Genomic DNA, 19,915 nt, shown 5'->3' on the forward strand with positions numbered 1-19,915 from the left:
GGAGACCGTCCGGCATGACGGCCTGGCCGTCGGGGAATGAGAAGCCTCGAGGGGCCGGGACGCCCATGACGCGAGCCGGTCGGCCAATTGGCGCAGAGGGGCGGGTTTCATGGGGGCGAATCCCTGCCTATCCTGAAGGGACCCCCCGGGTCGCCCCGGCGACTGCACGATGAGGAGGACGCCGTGCCGCTCTCGGAGCACGAGCAGCGCATGCTCGAGCAAATGGAGCGAGCGCTGTACGCCGAAGATCCCAAGTTCGCGTCGGCGCTCGAGGGAAGTGGCCTGCGTACGTACACCCGTCGGCGGGTCTACCAGGCGATCGTGGGCTTCCTCGTAGGTATTGCGCTCCTCATGGCCGGAATGGTCGCCCAGCAGGTCTGGCTCAGTGTGGTGGGATTCCTCGTCATGCTGGGCTGCGCGGTTCTCGCGGTGACCGGCTGGCGCAAGGCGCCCAAGCCCGGTGAGCAGGCGGCCGACGCCGCCGGTGCCGCTGGTTCTTCCACCGGTGTGCCGCAGTCCGACCGGCAGGGCAGGCAGCGGCGCTCCGTGATGAACCGCATAGAGGAGCGCTGGCAGCGCCGCCGCGACGAACAGGGCGGCGGGCAGTAGCTCCCCCACACCACTCCAGGACCTGCGCAAAGACACGCGTCAGGGGGTGATCACCGAGTCGGTGGTCACCCCCTGACGCGTGTCCGCACCCGGGCCCACGCCGGGCGCCGGTCATGGCAAGGAGCGGTACGAAGGTGAGGGGCAGGACGGTTTCCGGCCGTCCCGCCCCTCACCGTGCACCCGTTCAGCCGGGGTCGCACCTGCCCGGCCGGGTCCGGGCCCGGCGCCGACCGGCCCGGACCCGCCCCGTCACCCCTGCTGCCGCGAGGGCTTGCGCCACGTGGGCTTGCGCCATGTCGGCCGCAGGGCAAGGGCGCGGTCCCGGACGGCGGCCCACCGGGCCGACACCGCCCACACCACCCGCACCGTGGAACGCGGCAGGAACAGCGCGCGCAGCCGCATGCCCCGGCCGGCCCCGGATCTCAGTCCGGCCACCACCCGGCGCGCATCGTCCGTGAGGCCCGCCGTCGGGCGCGGCTGCGGCGCGTAGAGGACCTGCTCCACGGCATCCGCCACCCGGCGCACCGAGGCCGCGGCCTCCGGGTCGAGCCGGCCGAGCCGGACGATCCGGGCCGCCGCCCTGCGTGGAGTCAGCGACTCGTCCGGGGAGATACCGACGTCCCATGCCGTGTCCGTCAGCTCGTCCCAGACGGCCAGGGCGTGCGACGCCGTGCCCGCCTCGGACCGGCCGTGCGCGCCCAGGCGCACCGAACGGGTCCGCAGCCGCCACAGCATCGGTGCCAGCGGCAGCACCAGGACGGCGAGACCGCCCAGCACCCACCCCAGGACCACGTACCACTTCGGCCCGTCGCCGTCCGTGGGCAGCGTCGCCAGGGGTGCCTCGCTCGCGCAGTCGCCCAGCCGCTGCTGCTGTACCGAGCAGCTCTCGCTCTTCGACGGGGCTGCCGCGGGCTCCGAGGGCTCCGCCGCGGACGGCCGGGCCGGGTCGGGCAGCGCGCTGTCCGGGGTCTCCGGCACGGTGTACTCCGGCACCGAACCGCGCGTGGGTGTCGGCTCGAAACGGGTCCAGCCCACGCCCTCGAAGTACAGCTCGGGCCAGGCGTGCGCGTCCCGCCGCCCCACCGCCACCGTGCCGTTTGCCTGCGGGGTGCCGGGCGCGAAGCCCACCGCGACCCGGGCGGGTATGTCCAGGGACCGGGCCATCGACGCCATGGCGAAGGAGAAGTGGACGCAGAAGCCCTCCTTGCCCCTCAGGAAACGGGCGATCGCCTCCGAGCCGCTGCCGACGTCGACCTCGGTGTCGTACTCGAAGCCGCCCGACAGGGTGAAGTAGTCCTGGAGCATGACCGCTTGGTCGTACGCGTTCGTCGCCCCCTCGGTGACCTCGCGGGCGGTCCGGGACACCACCGCGGGCAGCGAGTCGGGCAGCTCGGTGTAGTCCCGCTCCAGGGCGGCCGGCGGCGCCGACGCGGCGGCCAGCTGCTCCGCCGTGGGCCGCACGTCCAGGCTGCGTACCTGATAGGTCAGCCCCCGGGTGTTCTGGCCGTGGTCGCCGACCAGCGTCATCCCGACCGGTTCGTAGCGCCAGTTGCCCCTGATGTCCACACCGCTCGGCGGATACGGCATCGGCAGCCAGTCCTGCCCGTACCAGTCGGCGATCGAGATCGTCGTGCCGATCTCCTCGCGCTCGATGTCCGGGCCGAGGCCGGCCGGGGTGGGGAAGGCGCCGTCGGGCACCGTGGTGATGGACCGCTTGGACGGCTTCCAGGTGGTGCCGTCGAAGTCGTCCAGGGAGACGATCCGCAGATACAGGTCCGAGACGTTCTCCGCCTCGGAGCGCACCGACATGACCTGGCGGTCCTCGTCCACGTTCAACGAGTCGCGCAGTGACACCAGCGGATTCACCGCGGAGATCGTGCCACCCCCGCCGGAGCCCGGGCCGACACCCGAACCCGCCGGGTCCAGCAGGCCGCCGTTCATGGTGGGCAGAGCGAGCGGCGCCACCAGGGCGATGCCCACCGCGAGCACCCCGATCCGCCGGCCGGTGCGCACCGGGGCGCGGGCGTAGCCCGGCTCGCCGGGCGAGCCGGGCGACGCCCCGCCGAAGACCCGCCCCCACTGGGAGAGCCGGTCACGCCCCTCCACGAGCAGCAGCATCAGATAACCGGCCGCCGCCAGCAGGAACCACAGCCAGTCGGCCCCGCCGTCGGACAGACCCGCGGCGACGGAGTACAGCGCGAGCAGCGGAAGCCCGGCCGGAGCCGCGCTGCGGAAGGTCACCGCGAGGGCGTCCACCAGCAGCCCGATCACCAGGACGCCGCCGATCAGCATCAACCAGATGCCCTCGGACAGCGGCGCCGGTATCGCATAACGGCCGACGTCCGTCCCGCCCTGGTCGAGCAGCTCGGCGAAGAAGCGGAACGCGTCCGGTCCCGGCAGCAGGCCGGCGAACGCGTGCTCACGCGCGAAGACCAGCGTCAGCAGCACGAGCGCGGCAAGGGCCTGCACCGCCACCGTCAGCGGGCGCGCCAGCGGCACCCGCCGGGCCACCGCGCCCACGCCCGACTGCACCGCCAGCAGAAAGGCCGCCTGCACGATCCAGAAGGGCGGATCGACCAGCGGCAGCAGCGCGCACGCGGCCAGCAGCGTGGCCGCCCACGAGGCCAGCGTCAGCCGCAGTCGTCCACTCACCCTGCTCCCTCCCCACCGCTCGCCGCCGCCAGACCGGAACGCTCCCGGTCCGCCAGCCGCCACTGCTCCTCCAGGGAGGCGCCCCGTGGCACGCCCACCACCGTCCAGCCCGCCTCGCGCAGCATCCGCGACCGCTCCCCGCCACCGTCCGACGGACCGGACACATCCGACGGACCGGACACATCCGACGGACCGGACGCGTCCGGCGGTTCCCGCAGCCAGGTCCCGCTGTCCAGGAGGAAGGCGACCGCGCCCCGGCTGCGCTGCCGCATCCGGGCGAGCACCGCCGCCTGCTCCTCGTCGAGATCACCGAGGAAGGCGACCAGCAGCCCCTCGCTCCCGCCGCGGACCATGTCGTACGCCCGGGACAGACCCGCCCCGTCGGAGTGGTCGACCACCGCGAGGGTGTCCAACATCAGCCCGGCCGCGTCCGCCGAATCCTGGCTCGCGCCCACGAACCCGTCGGAGCCCTCGCCCGGCACCGACATGCCGGTGTCGGTCAGCAGCCGCACCGAGAAACCCCGCTCCAGCATGTGCGTCAGCACGGACGCCGCACCCGACACCGCCCACTCGAACGCGGAATCCGGACCCGCGCCGTCGTAGGCGATGACGCGGGTGTCCAGAAGCACCGAGCACCGGGCCCGCTGCGGCTGCTCCTCGCGACGCACCATCAGCTCGCCGTAGCGCGCGGTGGAACGCCAGTGCACCCGGCGTAGATCGTCGCCGTGACGGTAGCCGCGCGGGATCACGTCGTCGTCGCCGGCCAGCGCCAGTGAACGTTGCCGCCCGTCGCCGTACCCCTGGGCCTCACCGCTCAGCCGCACCGGCGGCAGCGGCTCCACGCGCGGGATCACCGTCAGCGTGTCGTACGTGGAGAAGGACCGGGTCAGTTCGCACATCCCGAACGGGTCGGAGAGCCGCAGTTGCAGCGGCCCCAGCGGATAGCGGCCGCGCAGGTCGGAGCGGACCCGGTAGGACACCTCGCGGCGCCCGCCCGCCTCCACCCGGTCCAGCACGAACCGGGGCCGCGGCCCGAGCACGTAGGGCACCCGGTCCTGGAGCATCAGCAGGCCCGTGGGCAGCCGGGAGACGTTGTCCATCCGCAGATGCACCCGTGCCTCGGAGCCGGCAGGTACCCGCGAGGGGGAGAGCCGGCGGCTGCCGGCGACCCGGTAGCGGGTCCGGTGGAGCACCCCCGCGCACACCAGCGGCAGCACCGCCAGCAGCAGCCCGACCCGCAGCAGATCGCTCTGCCCGAGCACATAGGAGCAGACCGCGGCGGCCGCACCGGCGGCCAGGAAGGAGCGCCCGCGGGTGGTCAGCCCGGCCAGAGCTGTGCGCAGGCCGCCCCGGTCATCGTGGTCGCCCTCCGCGTGGACCGATCCCGCGGTCGTCATCACAGCCTCCGCGGCTGCTGCCGGCCGTACCCGGGGCCGCCACGGCCCACGCCGATGCCGGTCTGCTGCGGGGCTGCGGCCGGGACCGGCGTGCGCTGCAGGATCTCCTGCACCACCTGCTCGGCCGTGCGGCGGTTGAGCTGGGCCTGGGCGGTGGGCAGCAGCCGGTGCGCCAGGACGGCCACGGCGAGCGCCTGCACGTCGTCCGGCAGCGCGTACTCCCTGCCGTTCAGCGCCGCGGACGCCTTCGCGGCGCGCAGCAGGTGCAGCGTCGCGCGCGGGGAGGCGCCGAGTCTGAGGTCGGGGTGCGTGCGGGTGGCGGCGACCAGCTCCACCACGTACCGGCGGACCGGCTCGGCCACATGGACGGCGCGCACCGCCTCGATCAGCTTCAGGATGTCGTGCGCGTGCGCCACCGGCTGGAGGCCCTCCAGCGGGGAGACGCCGCCGTGCACGTCCAGCATCTCCAGCTCGGCCTCGAGGCTCGGGTAACCGACCGAGACGCGGGCCATGAACCGGTCGCGCTGGGCCTCCGGCAGCGGATAGGTGCCCTCCATCTCGACCGGGTTCTGCGTCGCCACCACCATGAAGGGACTGGGCAGTTCGTAGGTCGTGCCGTCAATGGTGACCTGGCGCTCCTCCATCGACTCCAGGAGCGCGGACTGCGTCTTCGGCGACGCGCGGTTGATCTCGTCGCCGATCACCACCTGCGCGAAGATGGCACCCGGCTTGAACTCGAAGTCGCGGCGCTGCTGGTCCCAGATGGACACACCGGTGATGTCCGACGGCAGCAGATCCGGCGTGAACTGGATGCGCTGCACCGAGCAGTCGATGGACCGCGCCAGCGCCTTGGCCAGCATCGTCTTGCCGACGCCCGGGACATCCTCGATGAGCAGATGTCCCTCGGCGAGCAGCACGGTCAGCGAGAGCCGTACGACCTCGGGCTTGCCCTCGATCACGCTCTCCACCGACCCCCGCACGCGCTCGGCCACGGCGGTCAGATCATCCCCCACCCGCGCATACGCTCGGTCGGGGGCGCCCCCACGGCTCGCACGATCCTCATAGGTCGTCACCCGGCCCTCCTCGGCCTTTTCCCCCGCTCCGAAGGAACGAGGGACCCACATGTCCGGGCCGACGTCTTGCTGTGTGGAGCGGCCCACCCCGAATCACGGACACCGCGCGGGAAAGGTTCCACACGGCATCACTCCCGCATTCTTGCCGCCGTTACCGATTCGTGTCACTCGCCTGTGGACAACTGGTGGCGATATGCCAGGTCGTGAGACTTTTGTGAATGTCGTTCGACCTTGTGGAATCCGGAGAACGGGCGCGCGGACCCCCAGCGAAGGATGTCCTCGGAGCGGGTCGACGGGTCAGGCGGGGTCGATCTCGCGCAGCAGACCGGTCTTCACGTCGAAGACGAATCCGCGCACGTCGTCGGTGTGCGGCAGGAACGGCGAGGTGCGCACCCGCTGCATCGACTGCCGTACGTCCTGGTCCACGTCCCGGAAGGCCTCCACGGCCCAGGCGGGCCGCTGGCCGACCTCCATCTCCAGTTCGTGCCGGAACTCCTCGGTGAGGGACTCCAGGCCGCAGTTGGTGTGGTGGATGAGCACCACACTGCGGGTGCCGAGTGCCCGCTGGCTGACGGTCAGCGACCGGATCACGTCGTCGGTGACGACACCTCCGGCGTTGCGGACGGTGTGACAGTCGCCGAGCTCGAGACCGAGCGCGGCGTGCAGGTCGAGCCGGGCGTCCATGCAGGCCACCACGGCGACACGGAGGACGGGTCGAGCGTCCATCCCGGGATCGGCGAAGGCGTTGGCGTACTGCTCGTTCGCGTCCACCAGGCGGTCGGTGACCGTGCCCTGGCCGACTGTCGCGCTTCCTGGGCCCGCGGGAACCGATGCAGAAGTCGTCATAGCCATGACGGTACTGGTCACCTGCCGTCCGGGCTCGCTGTGAGACAGGACAAAGAACGTCATCCACCTTTGGTGTGAGATGACCCACAAGGGGGGTGTGAGCTCCCTCGTACGGGTGGTTTCCCTGTGATGCGGTTGTCCTCGCGCCGAGGGCCGCGCCGCGCAGGCCGGTTGATTGACCGGGCGACACCGTGGACTAAAGTGACGCGAAGCGGGAGGCGAGACTCCCCGCTGCACTGATTTCCCCCGGAGAACCGGGCAGCGTCCCGGAGATCTCCCCGCGTGCGCTGCGCGTACGTACGGCTCGGCCTCCTCCCGTTCCCGGCCGGCTGTCGCCTCCGGCGCCGGCAGGCCGCCCCGTCCACACCGGGGGAGGGGCGGGGACCCGGCGGTGCGTCACGGCCGCGCCGGACCTTGAGAAGAGGGCCCAGAACCCATGGGGCGCGAAGCGCATGCGAACACGGGCGGGCAGAGCCGGCACGTCCCGGTGATGCTCCGGCGGTGCCTGGACCTGCTGGCGCCCGCCCTGGAACACCCGGGAGCCGTGGTCGTCGACTGCACCCTCGGCCTCGGCGGCCACAGTGAGGCCCTGCTGACGCGGTTCCCCGAGGCGCGGCTGATCGCCCTGGACCGGGACAAGGAGGCGCTGCGCCTGTCCGGCGAGCGGCTCGCCCCCTTCGGCGAGCGCGCCACCCTGGTCCACGCCGTCTACGACGAACTCCCCGACGTGCTCGCCCGGCTCGGCGTCCCGCGCGTGCAGGGCGTCCTGTTCGACCTGGGCGTGTCCTCCATGCAGCTCGACGAGGCCGACCGCGGCTTCGCCTACGCCCAGGACGCCCCGCTCGACATGCGCATGGACCAGTCGGCCGGCATCAGCGCCGCCGAGGTCCTCAACACCTACCCGCCCGGCGACCTCGTCCGCATCCTGCGCGCCTACGGCGAGGAGAAGCAGGCCAAGCGGATCGTGGCCGCGGTGGTGCGCGAGCGGGAGAAGGAGCCGTTCACCACCAGCGCACGCCTGGTCGAGCTGATCCGGGACGCGCTGCCGCAGGCCGCCAAGCGCACCGGCGGCAACCCGGCCAAGCGCACCTTCCAGGCCCTGCGCATCGAGGTCAACGGCGAGCTCTCCGTGCTGGAGCGGGCGATCCCGGCCGCGGTGCAGGCACTCGACGTCGGCGGCCGGATCGCCGTGCTGTCGTACCACTCCCTGGAGGACCGGCTGGTCAAGCAGGTGCTCGCGGCGGGCGCCGCCACCACCGCGCCCCCCGGGCTGCCGGTCGTTCCCGAGCGCTACCAGCCCCGGCTCAAGCTGCTCACCCGCGGTGCCGAACTTCCCACCGAGGAGGAGATCGCCGAGAACCGGCGAGCGGCACCCGCGCGGCTGCGGGGCGCCCAGCGCATCAGGGAGCACCTCGAATGACGTGCGGGGCACTCGAGTGCGGAAGGCAGGCTTCGGGCGAACCCAGGGGGGCGTGAGTGAGCAGGAAACCCGAACTGAGGGGGAGGGCGGCCCGTCTCGCGGGGCTCCTCCCCACGGGGCGGGCCCAGGCGGCCCGTACCCCCTTCGTGGTGCTGGTCGTCCTTCTCCTGGGCGGCGGTCTGATCGGGCTCCTGGTGCTGAACTCGGCCCTCAGCGAGGGCGCGTTCCGGCTCGACGACCTCAAGCGGGAGACGAAGAGCCTCACCGACGAGGAACAGGCCCTCCAGCGGGACATCGACGCCTACTCCGCCCCCGACGCCCTCCAGCGCCGGGCCCGCGAGCTCGGCATGGTGCCCGGCGGCGACCCCGCCTTCCTGGACCCCGACGGCAAGGTCAAGGGTGTCCCCAGCCCCGCCACCGCCTCCCGCGCACCCCTGGTGCTCGCCCCCGAAGCGCTGGCCACCGTGACGGCCCCGCTCCCGGGCACGGCGCCCGGCACAGCACCGGGCACGGCAGCAGACCCCACGGCCGCCTCCACCGCCTCCGAGGCCGCTCCCACGCCAACCCCCACGCCCGCCCCCGCGTCCACCCCCGCATCGACTCCCGGCAGGTGACGGAAGTGTCCGACAGGGAACCGCCCCGCCGCCGCGTGCCCGGCCCCGCCCGGCCCGCCCGCCCGGGCGCCGGGCAGCGCCCCGGACCCGGCGCCCGACAGGCCCGTATCCCCCGCCCGGCCCCGCGCCCCCGGCCGCCGGGCCCGGCGGCCCCGAAGGTCATCCGGCTGGGCAGCCCGCGCCCCCGGCTGCGCCTGGTCGGCCTGGCGCTGGCCCTGGTCCTGAGCGTCTTCGTCGTACGCCTGCTCCAGGTGCAGGCCGTCAAGGCCGACACCTATGCCGCGAAGGCCGGACAGAACCTCTACGTCGGCCAGGTGCTGGACGCCGAGCGCGGCAAGATCACCGACCGCAACGGCGTCGCCCTGGCGACCAGCGAGGACGCCTACGACATCACCGCCGACCCCACGCTGTTCACCCCCGACCAACTGGAGATCGCCGACGGCCCCGAACAGGCCGCAGCCCTCCTCGCTCCGATCCTCGGCCAGGACCAGGACCAGCTGGTCGAGAAGCTGCGGCCGGACAACAAGGCCCTGCGCTACGTCAAGCTCGCGAGCCGCCAGACCCCCCAGGTGTGGCAGCAGATCAAGGACCTGAAGTCCGCGCTGACCAAGAAGGCGGAGACCGACACGTCCTCCGTCAACGTCCTCGCCGGCGTCCTGTCCGTGCCCACCAGCAAGCGGGTGTACCCCAACAACGAACTCGCCGCCGGGATACTGGGCTGGGTCAACGCCGAGGGCAAGGGCGGCGGCGGCATCGAACTCCAGCTGGACAAGCGGCTCGCCGGCGAGGACGGCAAGATCCGCTACGCCCAGTCCGGCGGCCGTCTGGTGCCGACCGTGGGCTCCAGCGAGACACCGGCCGTCCCCGGCAGCGATGTCGAGCTCACCATCGACCGCGACCTCCAGTGGGCCGCGCAGAACGCCATCAGCGAGCAGGTGGAGAAGTCGAAGGCCGACCGCGGCTACGTCATCGTCCAGGACACCCGCACCGGCGAGGTCCTCGCCATGGCCAACGCGCCCGGCTTTGATCCCCATGACCTCTCCGAGGCCGATCCGGCGACCCTCGGCAACGCGGCCCTCCAAGACGCCTTCGAGCCCGGATCCACCGCCAAGGTCCTGTCCATGGCGGCCGTACTGGAGGAGGGAGCGGCCACCCCGCAGACGCGTGTCGTCGTGCCGAACCGGCTGCACCGCGGCGACCGCCTGTTCAAGGACGACGTCGACCACCCGACCTGGTACCTCACCCTCAACGGGGTACTCGCCAAGTCCAGCAACATCGGCACCATTCTGGCCACCGGCCAGCTCGGCAAGACCCAGGCCGCCGCCAACAAGGTGCTCCACGACTACCTGCGCGCGTTCGGTCTCGGCAGCCACACCGGACTCGGCTTCCCCGGCGAGACCAAGGGCATCCTCGCCCCGCCCGACGCCTGGTCGACCTCCCAGCAGTACACGATTCCTTTCGGCCAGGGCGTGTCCGTCAATGCCATGCAGGCCGCGTCCGTCTACTCCACCATCGCCAACGACGGCGTACGCGTCGAACCCACACTGGTACGCGGCACCAAGGGACCCGACGGAAGCTTCACCCCCGCCCCGAAGCCCGAGGAGACACGGGTCGTCAGCCAGAAGACGGCGAAGACGCTCGCCCGGATGCTGGAATCGGTCGTGGACGACGAGGAGGGCACCGGCGCCAAGGCGCGCATCCCCGGCTACCGGGTGGCGGGGAAGACGGGTACGGCCAACCGCGTGGATCCGGCCACCGGCAAGTATCACGGCTACACCTCCTCCTTCGCCGGATTCGCGCCCGCCGACCAGCCCCGCGTCACCGTCTCCTGCGTCATCCAGAACGCCACCGAGGGCAGTTACTTCGGCGGCCAGATCTGCGGACCCGTCTACAAGCAGGTCATGGAGTTCGCCCTCAAGACCCTCCAGGTGCCGCCGACCGGTGCCGAACCGGCCAACCTCCCGGTCACCTTCAAGCGCTGACCGGTCGCGAACCCTCGCGCCCGGCCGGCACGGAACCACCCAGGAACAGCCCGTGACAACGATCACCCCCGACCCCGGGAACCGGAACACCCCCCGCTCCGTACCGGACCCCGCCGCCCCGCACAGCTCCCCGCCGGACGGCACCGCGCGCGGCCCCCTCTTTCGCTCCGCGGCGGGTGCGCCCGGTACGCTCACCGCCGTGCCACACGCTGATCAGTCCCAAACCACTCAGAAGGGTCAACCCGTGACATTCCCCGGGCCGCCCCGGCCGGCGCGGGTCACCGCCACACCCCTCGCGGAACTAGCCGGTCAACTGGGTACCACCGTGCCGCAGCGGACCGCCGACGTCACGGGCATCACCCATGACTCGCGCGCGGTGCGCCCCGGCGACCTGTACGCCGCCCTCCCCGGCGCCCGCGTGCACGGCGCCGACTTCGTCAACCAGGCCGCGGGCCTCGGCGCGGTCGCCGTGCTCACCGATCCGAGCGGCGCCGAACGCGTCGCCGCGGCCGGACTGCCCGCCCTGGTGGTCGACGACCCCCGCGCGGGCATGGGCGAACTGGCGGCCACGATCTACGGCCACCCGGGCCGTGACCTGCTCCAGATCGGCATCACCGGCACCTCCGGCAAGACCACCACCGCCTATCTCGTCGAGGGCGGCCTGAAGACCGTCCGCAGCACGGACGAGGAGGGCCGGCGAGAAGCGCCGTCGGTCGAGGGCGGTGGCGGGCGACGGGTAGGACTGATCGGCACCGTCGAGACGCGCATCGGCGACGAGCGCATCAAGTCCGAACGCACCACGCCGGAGGCCACCGACCTCCAGGCCCTGTTCGCCGTCATGCGCGAGCGCGGTGTCGACGCGGTCGCCATGGAGGTCTCCAGCCACGCCCTGGTGCTGGGCCGGGTGGACGCCTGCGTCTTCGACATCGCGGTGTTCACCAACCTGAGCCCGGAGCACATGGAGTTCCACTCCGGCATGGAGGACTACTTCGGGGCCAAGGCGCAGCTGTTCACCCCGCTGCGCAGCCGCCTCGCCGTGGTCAACGCCGACGACGAGTACGGCCGCCGCCTCACCAAGGAGGCCGGCGTCCCCGTCATCACCTACTCCGCAGAGGGTCACCCCGACGCCGACTGGCGCGCCGAGGACGTCGTGGTCGGCCCCACCGACTCCACGTTCACCGTCATCGGCCCCAAGAACGAGCGGATCACCGCCCGCTCGCCGCTGCCGGGCCCCTTCAACGTGGCCAACACCCTCGCCGCGATCGTCGCCCTCGCCGCCGCCGGACTGGACCCGCAGGCCGCCGCCGACGGCGTCGCCGCCGTCCCCGGCGTGCCCGGCCGGCTGGAGCGCGTGGACGCGGGCCAGCCGTACCTCGCGGTGGTCGACTACGCGCACAAGACCGACGCCGTCGAATCGGTGCTGCGCGCCCTGCGCAAGGTCACCGAGGGCAAGGTCCACGTGGTGCTCGGCTGCGGCGGGGACCGGGACATCACCAAGCGCCGGCCGATGGGCGCCGCGGCGGCCCGGCTCGCCGACACCGCCGTACTGACCTCCGACAACCCCCGCTCCGAGGACCCCCTCGCGATCCTCGCCACCATGCTCGAGGGCGCGGCCTCCGTGCCCGCCCACGAGCGCGGCGAGGTGCAGGTCTTCGAGGACCGGGCCGCGGCGATCGCCGCCGTCGTCGCCCGCGCACAGCCCGGCGACGCCGTGCTGGTCGCCGGCAAGGGCCACGAGCAGGGACAGGACATCGCCGGGGTGGTGCGTCCCTTCGACGACCGCCAGGTGCTTCGCGAAGCTATCCAGCAGACCCAGGGATGAACTTGTGATCGCCCTCTCCCTCGCCGAGATCGCAGAAGTCGTCGGCGGGCAGACCTACGACATACCGGATCCGTCCGTCCCGGTCACCGGGCCGGTGGTCCGGGACTCCCGGGAGGTGGTGCCGGGCAGCCTGTTCGTCGCCTTCGCCGGTGAGCGCGTGGACGGCCACGACTTCGCCGCCGCGGTTATTGAGGCAGGCGCGGCCGCCGTGCTCGCCTCCCGGCCCGTGGGGGTGCCCGCGATCGTCGTCGAGGACGTCCAGAGCGCGCTGGGCGCCCTCGCCCGGCATGTCGTGCGGCGTCTCGGCACCACCCTCGTCGCACTGACCGGTTCGGCCGGCAAGACCAGCACCAAGGACCTCATCGCGCAGGTGCTGCGGCGCAAGGCACCGACCGTCTTCACCCCCGGCTCCCTCAACAACGAGATCGGGCTGCCGCTGACCGCGCTCACCGCCACCGAGGAAACCCGTTTCCTCGTACTGGAGATGGGCGCCCGCGGAATCGGCCACATCCGCTACCTCACCGGTCTCACCCCGCCGAGGATCGGCCTCGTGCTCAACGTGGGCACCGCGCACATCGGCGAGTTCGGCGGCCGGGAGCAGATCGCCCAGGCCAAGGGCGAACTCGTCGAGGCCCTCCCCGAGGACGGCACCGCGGTCCTCAACGCGGACGACCCGCTCGTACGCGCCATGGCGTCCCGCACGAAGGCGAAGGTGCTCCTCTTCGGAGAGAGCGACGAAGCGGACGTTCGGGCCGAGAACGTGCGACTCATGGACAGTGGACAGCCGTCGTTCAGGCTTCACACACCCTCCGGTGCAAGCGATGTGACCATGCGCCTGTACGGTGAGCATCACGTGTCGAACGCGCTCGCCGCGGCCGCCGTCGCCCACGAGTTGGGCATGTCCGCAGACGAGATCGCACTCGCGCTCTCCGAAGCGGGCTCCCTCTCCCGCTGGCGGATGGAGGTCACCGAGCGCCCGGACGGCGTGACGGTCGTCAACGACGCCTACAACGCGAACCCCGAGTCCATGCGAGCCGCCCTGCGCGCGCTCGCGTCCATGGGCAAAGCCTCACAGGCGAAGGGGGGCCGTACGTGGGCGGTGCTCGGCAAGATGGCCGAGCTCGGGGACGAGGCGCTCGCCGAGCACGACGCGGTCGGACGGCTCGCCGTCCGGCTCAACGTCAGCAAGCTCGTCGCGGTCGGGGGCAGGGAAGCCGCCTGGCTGCAACTGGGCGCATATAACGAGGGTTCGTGGGGTGAGGAGTCGGTGCACGTGTCCGACGCACAGGCGGCTGTCGACCTGTTGCGCAGTGAATTGCGCCAGGGAGACGTCGTTCTCGTGAAGGCGTCCCGTTCGGTCGGTCTCGAGAGCGTGGCGCAGGCGCTGCTCGCGACCGGTACCGAGGGCGAGGTCGTCGCTCGATGATGAAGCAGATCCTGTTCGCAGGAGTTATTGGCCTCTTCCTGACGCTGATCGGCACCCCGCTGCTGATCAAGCTGCTCGCACGCAAGGGGTACGGGCAGTACATCCGCGACGACGGCCCGCGCGAGCACGCCAGCAAGCGCGGTACGCCGACGATGGGCGGTATCGCCTTCATCCTGGCGACGGTCGCCGCGTACTTCCTGGCGAAACTGGTCACGGGCTACGTGGACCCGAAGGTCGACGCGGCGCCGACCTTCTCGGGTCTGCTGGTGCTCGGCCTGATGGTGGGCATGGGCCTGGTCGGCTTCCTGGACGACTACATCAAGATCGTCAAACGGCGTTCGCTGGGCCTGCGGGCCAAGGCGAAGATGTCCGGCCAGCTGATCGTCGGTATCACCTTCGCCGTGCTCGCCCTGCAGTTCGCGGACAGCCGCGGCAACACCCCGGCGTCCACGAAGCTGTCGTTCATCACCGACTTCGGCTGGACCATCGGCCCGGTGCTGTTCGTCCTCTGGGCGCTGTTCATGATCCTCGCGATGTCGAACGGCGTGAACCTGACGGACGGTCTGGACGGCCTGGCCACCGGCGCCTCCGTCCTGGTCTTCGGCGCCTACACCTTCATCGGCGTCTGGCAGTTCCAGGAGTCCTGCGCCAACGCGACGACCCTGACCAACCCGGGTGCCTGTTACGAGGTGAGAGACCCCCTCGACCTCGCGGTGGTCGCCTCCGCGCTGATGGGCTCCTGCCTGGGCTTCCTGTGGTGGAACACCTCGCCGGCCAAGATCTTCATGGGCGACACCGGTTCGCTCGCCCTCGGCGGCGTCCTCGCGGGCCTGGCGATCTGCTCCCGCACCGAGCTGCTGGTCGCCATCCTGGGCGGCCTGTTCGTCCTCATCACCATGTCGGTGGTCATCCAGGTCGGCTCCTTCAAGCTCACCGGCAAACGCGTCTTCCGGATGGCACCGCTCCAGCACCACTTCGAACTCAAGGGGTGGTCCGAAGTCCTTGTCGTGGTCCGCTTCTGGATCATCCAGGGCATCTGCGTGATCGTCGGACTCGGCATCTTCTACGCGGGATGGGCAGCGGACAAGTGACCGCACCAGTGGCATCGCAGCCCCCGGAGCCCTACCGGTTCCGGGGCAGGCACATCACCGTCGCCGGGCTCGGTGTCTCCGGCGTCCCGGCGGCCAGGGCGCTGCACGGCCTCGGCGCGCACGTCACGGTCGTCAACGACGGCGACGACGACCGCGCCCGGACCCAGGCGGCCGAACTGGAACGGCTCGGCATCACCGTCCGCCTCGGCGAGCAGGCCGCGAGCACCCTCCCCGAGGGCACCGAACTCGTCGTCACCGCCCCCGGCTGGAAGCCCGGCAAGCCGCTGTTCGCCGCCGCCGCACAGGCCGGCGTCCCGGTCTGGGGCGACGTCGAACTGGCCTGGCGGCTGCGCGGCCCCGACGCCCCGCCCTGGCTCGCGGTCACCGGCACCAACGGCAAGACCACCACCGTCCGGATGCTCGCCTCGATCCTCGAGGCGGCGGGTCTGCGCACCGCGGCCGTCGGCAACATCGGCGTCTCGCTCCTCGACGCCGTGCTCGGCGACGAGCAGTACGACGTGCTCGCCGTGGAACTGTCCAGCTACCAGCTCCACTGGTCCTCCTCCCTGCGCGCGCACTCGGCGGCGGTGCTGAACCTCGCCCCCGACCACCTCGACTGGCACGGCTCCATGGAGGCGTACGCCGCCGACAAGGGCCGCGTCTACGAGGGCAACCGGATCGCCTGCGTCTACAACGCCGACGCCACCGACAAGCCGTCCACCGAGGACCTGGTCCGCGAGGCCGACGTCGAGGAGGGCTGCCGCGCCGTCGGCTTCACCCTCGGCACCCCCGGCCCCTCCCAACTCGGCCTCGTCGACGGCATCCTGGTCGACCGCGCCTTCGTCGAGGACCGGCAGAGCAGCGCCCAGGAGCTCGCCGAGGTCACCGACGTCGACCCGCCCGCCCCGCACAACATCGCCAACGCCCTCGCCGCCGCCGCCCTCGCGCGCGCCTACGGGGTGCCGGCGGCGGCCGTACGGGACGGACTGCGCGCCTTCACCCCGGACGCCCACCGCATCGCGCATGTCGCCGACGTGGACGAGGTCGCCTATGTCGACGACTCCAAGGCGACCAACACCCATGCCGCACAGGCATCGTTGGCCGCCTACGAGTCGATCGTGTGGATCGCCGGCGGACTCGCCAAGGGTGCCACCTTCGACGAACTGGTCGCGAGCTCGGCGAAGCGCCTGCGCGGCGTCGTCCTGATCGGCGCGGACCGCGCGCTGATCCGCGAAGCCCTGGCGCGACACGCACCGGAAGTACCCGTGGTCGACCTCGACCGGACCGACACTGGGGCGATGCTCCAGGCTGTCCAGGAGGCGAAGCGCCTCGCCCGGCCCGGCGACACGGTGCTGCTGGCCCCGGCCTGCGCCTCGATGGACATGTTCGCCAACTACAACAGGCGCGGTGAGGCGTTCGCACAGGCGGTGCGCGAACTCGGTGCCTGACCCGGCCGCCTGCGCCGGGCGACCTTGGGAGGGACGCGTGGGACCGTCGAGGCACCATGGGGCGCACAGCGGAGGCCGGCATGCCCGGTAGCCGCACCGGACGGCCTCCCGTGCGGCGGGCGCCCCGCCGCCCGGCCGCACCCCGGCCGGCCCGCGAGAACCCCCTGAGGGCCCTGCACGCGCGGGCGTACAAGGCCTGGGACCGGCCGCTGACCGCCTACTACCTGATCCTCGGCGGCAGCGCGCTGATCACCGTGCTCGGCCTGGTGATGGTCTACTCGGCCTCCCAGATCACCGCGCTGCAGATGTCGCTGCCGGGCTCGTACTTCTTCCGCAAGCAGTTGCTGGCCGCCGGCATCGGGGCCGTGCTGCTGCTCGCGGCCTCCCGGATGCCGGTGAAGCTGCACCGGGCGCTGGCCTACCCCATCCTCGCGGGCGCCGTCTTCCTGATGGTCCTGGTGCAGGTGCCGGGGATAGGGATGGAGGTCAACGGCAACCAGAACTGGATCGGCGTCGGCGGCTCCTTCCAGCTCCAGCCCAGCGAGTTCGGCAAGCTCGCCCTGGTGCTGTGGGGCGCCGACCTGCTCGCCCGCAAGCAGGAGAGGCGGCTGCTGTCCCAGTGGAAGCACATGCTGGTGCCGCTCGTTCCGGCCGCCTTCATGCTGCTGGGACTGATCATGCTCGGCGGCGACATGGGCACGGCGATCATCCTGACGGCGATCCTCTTCGGCCTGCTCTGGCTGGCCGGGGCGCCCACCCGGCTGTTCGCCGGCGTGCTGGCCATCGCCGCGCTGATCGGCGCGCTCCTCATCAGGACCAGCCCGAACCGCATGGCCCGGCTGACCTGTCTCGGCGCCACCGAACCCCGGACGGGCCCCGTCGACTGCTGGCAGGCCGTGCACGGGATCTACGCGCTCGCGTCCGGCGGGATCTTCGGTTCCGGGCTCGGCGCGAGTGTGGAGAAATGGGGCCAACTACCAGAAGCCCACACCGACTTCATCTTCGCCATCACCGGTGAGGAACTGGGCCTGGCGGGGACGCTGTCGGTACTCGCCCTGTTCGCGGCTCTAGGCTATGCGGGTATCCGCGTGGCCGGACGCACGGAGGACCCCTTCGTGAGGTATGCCGCGGGAGGTGTGACCACCTGGATCATGGCGCAAGCCGTGATCAACATCGGTGCGGTCCTCGGGCTGCTGCCGATCGCAGGCGTTCCCCTCCCGCTGTTCTCCTACGGGGGCTCCGCCCTGTTGCCGACCATGTTCGCCATCGGGCTGCTGATCGCCTTCGCGCGTGACGAGCCCGCTGCGCGGGCGGCGCTTGCGATGCGGCAACCTCGCTTTGGTAGAAAGCGGGACCGGGGTTCTCAGCGACCCCGCAGATGGAACACGATGCGACGGCGCGCCACGGCGGCACGCTCGTCCGGAGAGCGGTGAATTTCGGTGCATGTCGTACTCGCCGGCGGAGGAACCGCGGGCCACATCGAGCCCGCGCTCGCCCTCGCGGATGCCCTGCGCAGGCAGGATCCGTCCGTGGGCATCACGGCCCTGGGCACGGAACGCGGTCTCGAGACACGTCTGGTACCCGAGCGCGGGTACGAACTGGCGCTGATCCCCGCCGTGCCGCTGCCCCGCAAGCCCACTCCCGAGCTGATCACCGTCCCGGGCCGGCTGCGCGGCACCATCAAGGCGGCCGAGCAGATCCTGGAACGCACCAAGGCGGACGCCGTGGTCGGCTTCGGCGGCTATGTCGCCCTGCCCGGCTACCTCGCCGCCAAGCGGCTCGGTGTGCCGATCATCGTCCACGAGGCCAACGCCCGCCCCGGCCTGGCCAACAAGATCGGCTCCCGGTACGCGGCCAGGGTCGCCGTCTCCACCCCGGACAGCAAGCTGCGCGACGCCCGCTACATCGGGATTCCGCTGCGCCGCTCCGTCGCCACCCTGGACCGGGCCGCCGTGCGGCCCGAGGCCCGCGCCGCGTTCGGGCTCGACCCCAACCTGCCCACGCTGCTGGTCTCCGGCGGCTCGCAGGGCGCCCGCCGGCTGAACGAGGTCGTCCAGCAGGTCGCGCCGTGGCTCCAGCAGGCCGGCATCCAGATCCTGCACGTGGTCGGCCCGAAGAACGAACTGCCCCAGGTGCAGCAGATGCCGGGAATGCCCCCCTATGTCCCGGTGGGTTACGTGGACCGGATGGACCTCGCGTACGCCGCGGCCGACATGATGCTCTGCCGCGCGGGCGCGATGACCGTCGCCGAACTCTCCGCCGTCGGGCTCCCGGCCGCCTACGTCCCGCTGCCCATCGGCAACGGCGAACAGCGGCTGAACGCCCAGCCGCTGGTCAAGGCCGGGGGCGGACTTCTGGTCGACGACGCGGAGCTGACGCCGGAGTGGGTGCAGCAGAACGTGCTGCCCGTCCTGGCCGACCCGCACCGGCTGTACGAGATGTCCCGCGCCGCCGCCGAGTTCGGCCGCCGGGACGCCGACGACCTGCTCGTCGCCATGGTGTACGAGGCGATCGCCGCACGTCACCGCTAGGACACCGGCGAGTGAGCCGAAGGGGCGCCGGCCGCGGCGCCCCGGAGGCGAACCGCGCCGCGGGAAAGGGAGTGCTGTGGCCGGATCGACCACCGCCGAGCGCGGTGAACGCCGGCGGGAGTCGTCCGGACCGCCGGCTGTGCGGCCGCGGTTGGGGCGGCGGCATCTTCGTCTGATCATCATCCTGGCGGTCGCCCTGGTCTTCCTCGGCAGCGGCACGTTCTGGCTGCTGTACGGGTCCGATCTGGCCCGGGTGGAACGGGTGTCCGTGTCCGGCACCCGGGTCCTGACCCCCGGGGAAGTGCGCGCGGCCGCCGATGTCCCCGTCGGGGACCCGCTGGCCGCGGTGGACACGGACGCGGCCGCCTCGCGGCTCCGCGAGAAATTGCCCCGAATCGGAACAGTTGATGTGGTCCGTTCCTGGCCGCACGAAATCGGGCTGAATATCACCGAGCGCACTCCGGTTCTTCTGATCGAAAAGGGTGGGGAGTTCACCGAGGTCGACGACGAAGGTGTCCGATACGCCACGGTTTCCCAAGCGCCCAAAGGTGTTCCCCGGCTGGAATTGAACGTGCGCCGGGGCGGCACCACGGCCGCGAGCCTGCGTCGCTTCGGTGAGGGCCGGCTGGTGCGCGAGGCGGCACGGGTCGCCCGCGAGGTGCCGGACGCCGTCGCCCGTATCACGCGGAGCGTCAAGGTCCGTTCCTACGACGACATCTCGCTGGAACTGGCGGACGGCAGGACGGTCGCCTGGGGAAGCGGCGAGAAGGGTGCCGCGAAGGGCCGTGCCCTCACCGCTCTGCTGAAAGCGGCTCCGGACGCACGGCACTTCGACGTGAGTGTTCCCACCGCCCCCGCGTCATCAGGGAGTTGACACATGTCAGTGCAGGCCAGCCCCCTGGTTGGGTGGTGCCACGGCTGATCACATAGGGTGAAAAGAAAAACGGGAGGTTCGGCGTGTTCGTTGAACGTGCGCCACTTGTCGACTTAGTGTCCTGTTCAGA

15 protein-coding genes are annotated in these 19,915 nt (G+C 71.8%); 11 read left to right on the forward strand and 4 right to left on the reverse strand.

Annotated elements, in window-relative coordinates; translation table 11 throughout:
- Positions 1-183: 183 nt before the first annotated feature.
- Positions 184-609: a DUF3040 domain-containing protein gene (locus ACFPZI_RS12230; protein WP_381362121.1), complete on the forward strand. Its 426-nt coding sequence runs from the start codon at positions 184-186 to the stop codon at positions 607-609.
- A 249-nt stretch (positions 610-858) separates the two neighbouring features.
- Here the strand turns inward: ACFPZI_RS12230 and ACFPZI_RS12235 are convergent, their stop codons facing one another.
- From ACFPZI_RS12235 to ACFPZI_RS12250, 4 genes are all read right to left on the reverse strand, one after another.
- Positions 859-3,261: a DUF3488 and DUF4129 domain-containing transglutaminase family protein gene (locus tag ACFPZI_RS12235; RefSeq protein ID WP_381362124.1), complete on the reverse strand. Its 2,403-nt coding sequence runs from the start codon at positions 3,259-3,261 to the stop codon at positions 859-861.
- Entirely contained in the window at positions 3,258-4,658 is a 1,401-nt protein-coding gene (locus ACFPZI_RS12240) for a DUF58 domain-containing protein (RefSeq protein ID WP_381362126.1), read from the reverse strand. Before ACFPZI_RS12240 ends, ACFPZI_RS12235 begins: the two co-directional genes overlap by 4 nt.
- Positions 4,658-5,731, reverse strand: a complete 1,074-nt coding sequence (locus ACFPZI_RS12245) for an AAA family ATPase (RefSeq protein WP_381362128.1) — start codon at positions 5,729-5,731, stop codon at positions 4,658-4,660. Before ACFPZI_RS12245 ends, ACFPZI_RS12240 begins: the two co-directional genes overlap by 1 nt.
- Positions 5,732-6,028: 297 nt before the next feature.
- Positions 6,029-6,577: a beta-class carbonic anhydrase gene (locus ACFPZI_RS12250; RefSeq protein WP_381362131.1), complete on the reverse strand. Its 549-nt coding sequence runs from the start codon at positions 6,575-6,577 to the stop codon at positions 6,029-6,031.
- Positions 6,578-7,013: 436 nt separating this feature from the next.
- On the opposite strand from ACFPZI_RS12250, the gene rsmH reads away from it, so the two are divergent.
- From rsmH to ACFPZI_RS12300, 10 genes are all read left to right on the forward strand, one after another.
- Positions 7,014-7,997: a 16S rRNA (cytosine(1402)-N(4))-methyltransferase RsmH gene (gene rsmH / locus ACFPZI_RS12255; protein WP_381362134.1), complete on the forward strand. Its 984-nt coding sequence runs from the start codon at positions 7,014-7,016 to the stop codon at positions 7,995-7,997.
- A 56-nt stretch (positions 7,998-8,053) separates the two neighbouring features.
- Positions 8,054-8,611 carry a cell division protein FtsL gene (gene ftsL, locus ACFPZI_RS12260; RefSeq protein ID WP_381362135.1) on the forward strand — a complete coding sequence of 186 codons (558 nt, stop codon included), beginning with the start codon at positions 8,054-8,056 and terminating at the stop codon, positions 8,609-8,611.
- Positions 8,612-8,616: 5 nt separating this feature from the next.
- The gene (locus tag ACFPZI_RS12265; protein WP_381362137.1) at positions 8,617-10,593 is read left to right on the forward strand and encodes a peptidoglycan D,D-transpeptidase FtsI family protein; all 1,977 of its coding nucleotides are present in this window, start codon (positions 8,617-8,619) and stop codon (positions 10,591-10,593) included.
- A 244-nt stretch (positions 10,594-10,837) separates the two neighbouring features.
- Positions 10,838-12,415, forward strand: a complete 1,578-nt coding sequence (locus ACFPZI_RS12270; protein WP_381362140.1) for a UDP-N-acetylmuramoyl-L-alanyl-D-glutamate--2,6-diaminopimelate ligase — start codon at positions 10,838-10,840, stop codon at positions 12,413-12,415.
- A gap of 4 nt (positions 12,416-12,419) precedes the next feature.
- Entirely contained in the window at positions 12,420-13,841 is a 1,422-nt protein-coding gene (locus ACFPZI_RS12275) for a UDP-N-acetylmuramoyl-tripeptide--D-alanyl-D-alanine ligase (protein WP_381362142.1), read from the forward strand.
- On the forward strand, positions 13,841-14,932 hold the full coding sequence (mraY, locus tag ACFPZI_RS12280) for a phospho-N-acetylmuramoyl-pentapeptide-transferase (protein ID WP_381362930.1): 1,092 nt from the start codon (positions 13,841-13,843) through the stop codon (positions 14,930-14,932). Before ACFPZI_RS12275 ends, mraY begins: the two co-directional genes overlap by 1 nt.
- Positions 14,914-16,380, forward strand: a complete 1,467-nt coding sequence (gene murD, locus ACFPZI_RS12285; protein ID WP_381362145.1) for a UDP-N-acetylmuramoyl-L-alanine--D-glutamate ligase — start codon at positions 14,914-14,916, stop codon at positions 16,378-16,380. Before mraY ends, murD begins: the two co-directional genes overlap by 19 nt.
- Positions 16,381-16,460: 80 nt before the next feature.
- Entirely contained in the window at positions 16,461-17,813 is a 1,353-nt protein-coding gene (ftsW, locus tag ACFPZI_RS12290) for a putative lipid II flippase FtsW (protein WP_381362148.1), read from the forward strand.
- A 6-nt stretch (positions 17,814-17,819) separates the two neighbouring features.
- Entirely contained in the window at positions 17,820-18,911 is a 1,092-nt protein-coding gene (murG, locus tag ACFPZI_RS12295) for an undecaprenyldiphospho-muramoylpentapeptide beta-N-acetylglucosaminyltransferase (RefSeq protein ID WP_381362151.1), read from the forward strand.
- Between the two features lie 76 nt (positions 18,912-18,987).
- Positions 18,988-19,785, forward strand: a complete 798-nt coding sequence (locus ACFPZI_RS12300) for a cell division protein FtsQ/DivIB (RefSeq protein ID WP_381362154.1) — start codon at positions 18,988-18,990, stop codon at positions 19,783-19,785.
- Positions 19,786-19,915: the final 130 nt, after the last annotated feature.

Source organism: Streptomyces chlorus (genome assembly GCF_042655885.1).
Lineage (GTDB): Bacteria > Actinomycetota > Actinomycetes > Streptomycetales > Streptomycetaceae > Streptomyces > Streptomyces chlorus.

Excerpts from the sequence above, each read along its gene's own strand:
- mraY (WP_381362930.1), top strand. The coding sequence starts at position 13,841 with ATGAAGCAGATCCTGTTCGCAGGAGTTATTGGCCTCTTCCTGACGCTG.
- murD (WP_381362145.1), top strand. The coding sequence starts at position 14,914 with ATGGGCAGCGGACAAGTGACCGCACCAGTGGCATCGCAGCCCCCGGAG.
- ftsW (WP_381362148.1), top strand. The coding sequence starts at position 16,461 with ATGCCCGGTAGCCGCACCGGACGGCCTCCCGTGCGGCGGGCGCCCCGC.
- ACFPZI_RS12240 (WP_381362126.1), bottom strand. The coding sequence starts at position 4,658 with ATGACGACCGCGGGATCGGTCCACGCGGAGGGCGACCACGATGACCGG.
- rsmH (WP_381362134.1), top strand. The coding sequence starts at position 7,014 with ATGGGGCGCGAAGCGCATGCGAACACGGGCGGGCAGAGCCGGCACGTC.
- ACFPZI_RS12250 (WP_381362131.1), bottom strand. The coding sequence starts at position 6,577 with ATGACGACTTCTGCATCGGTTCCCGCGGGCCCAGGAAGCGCGACAGTC.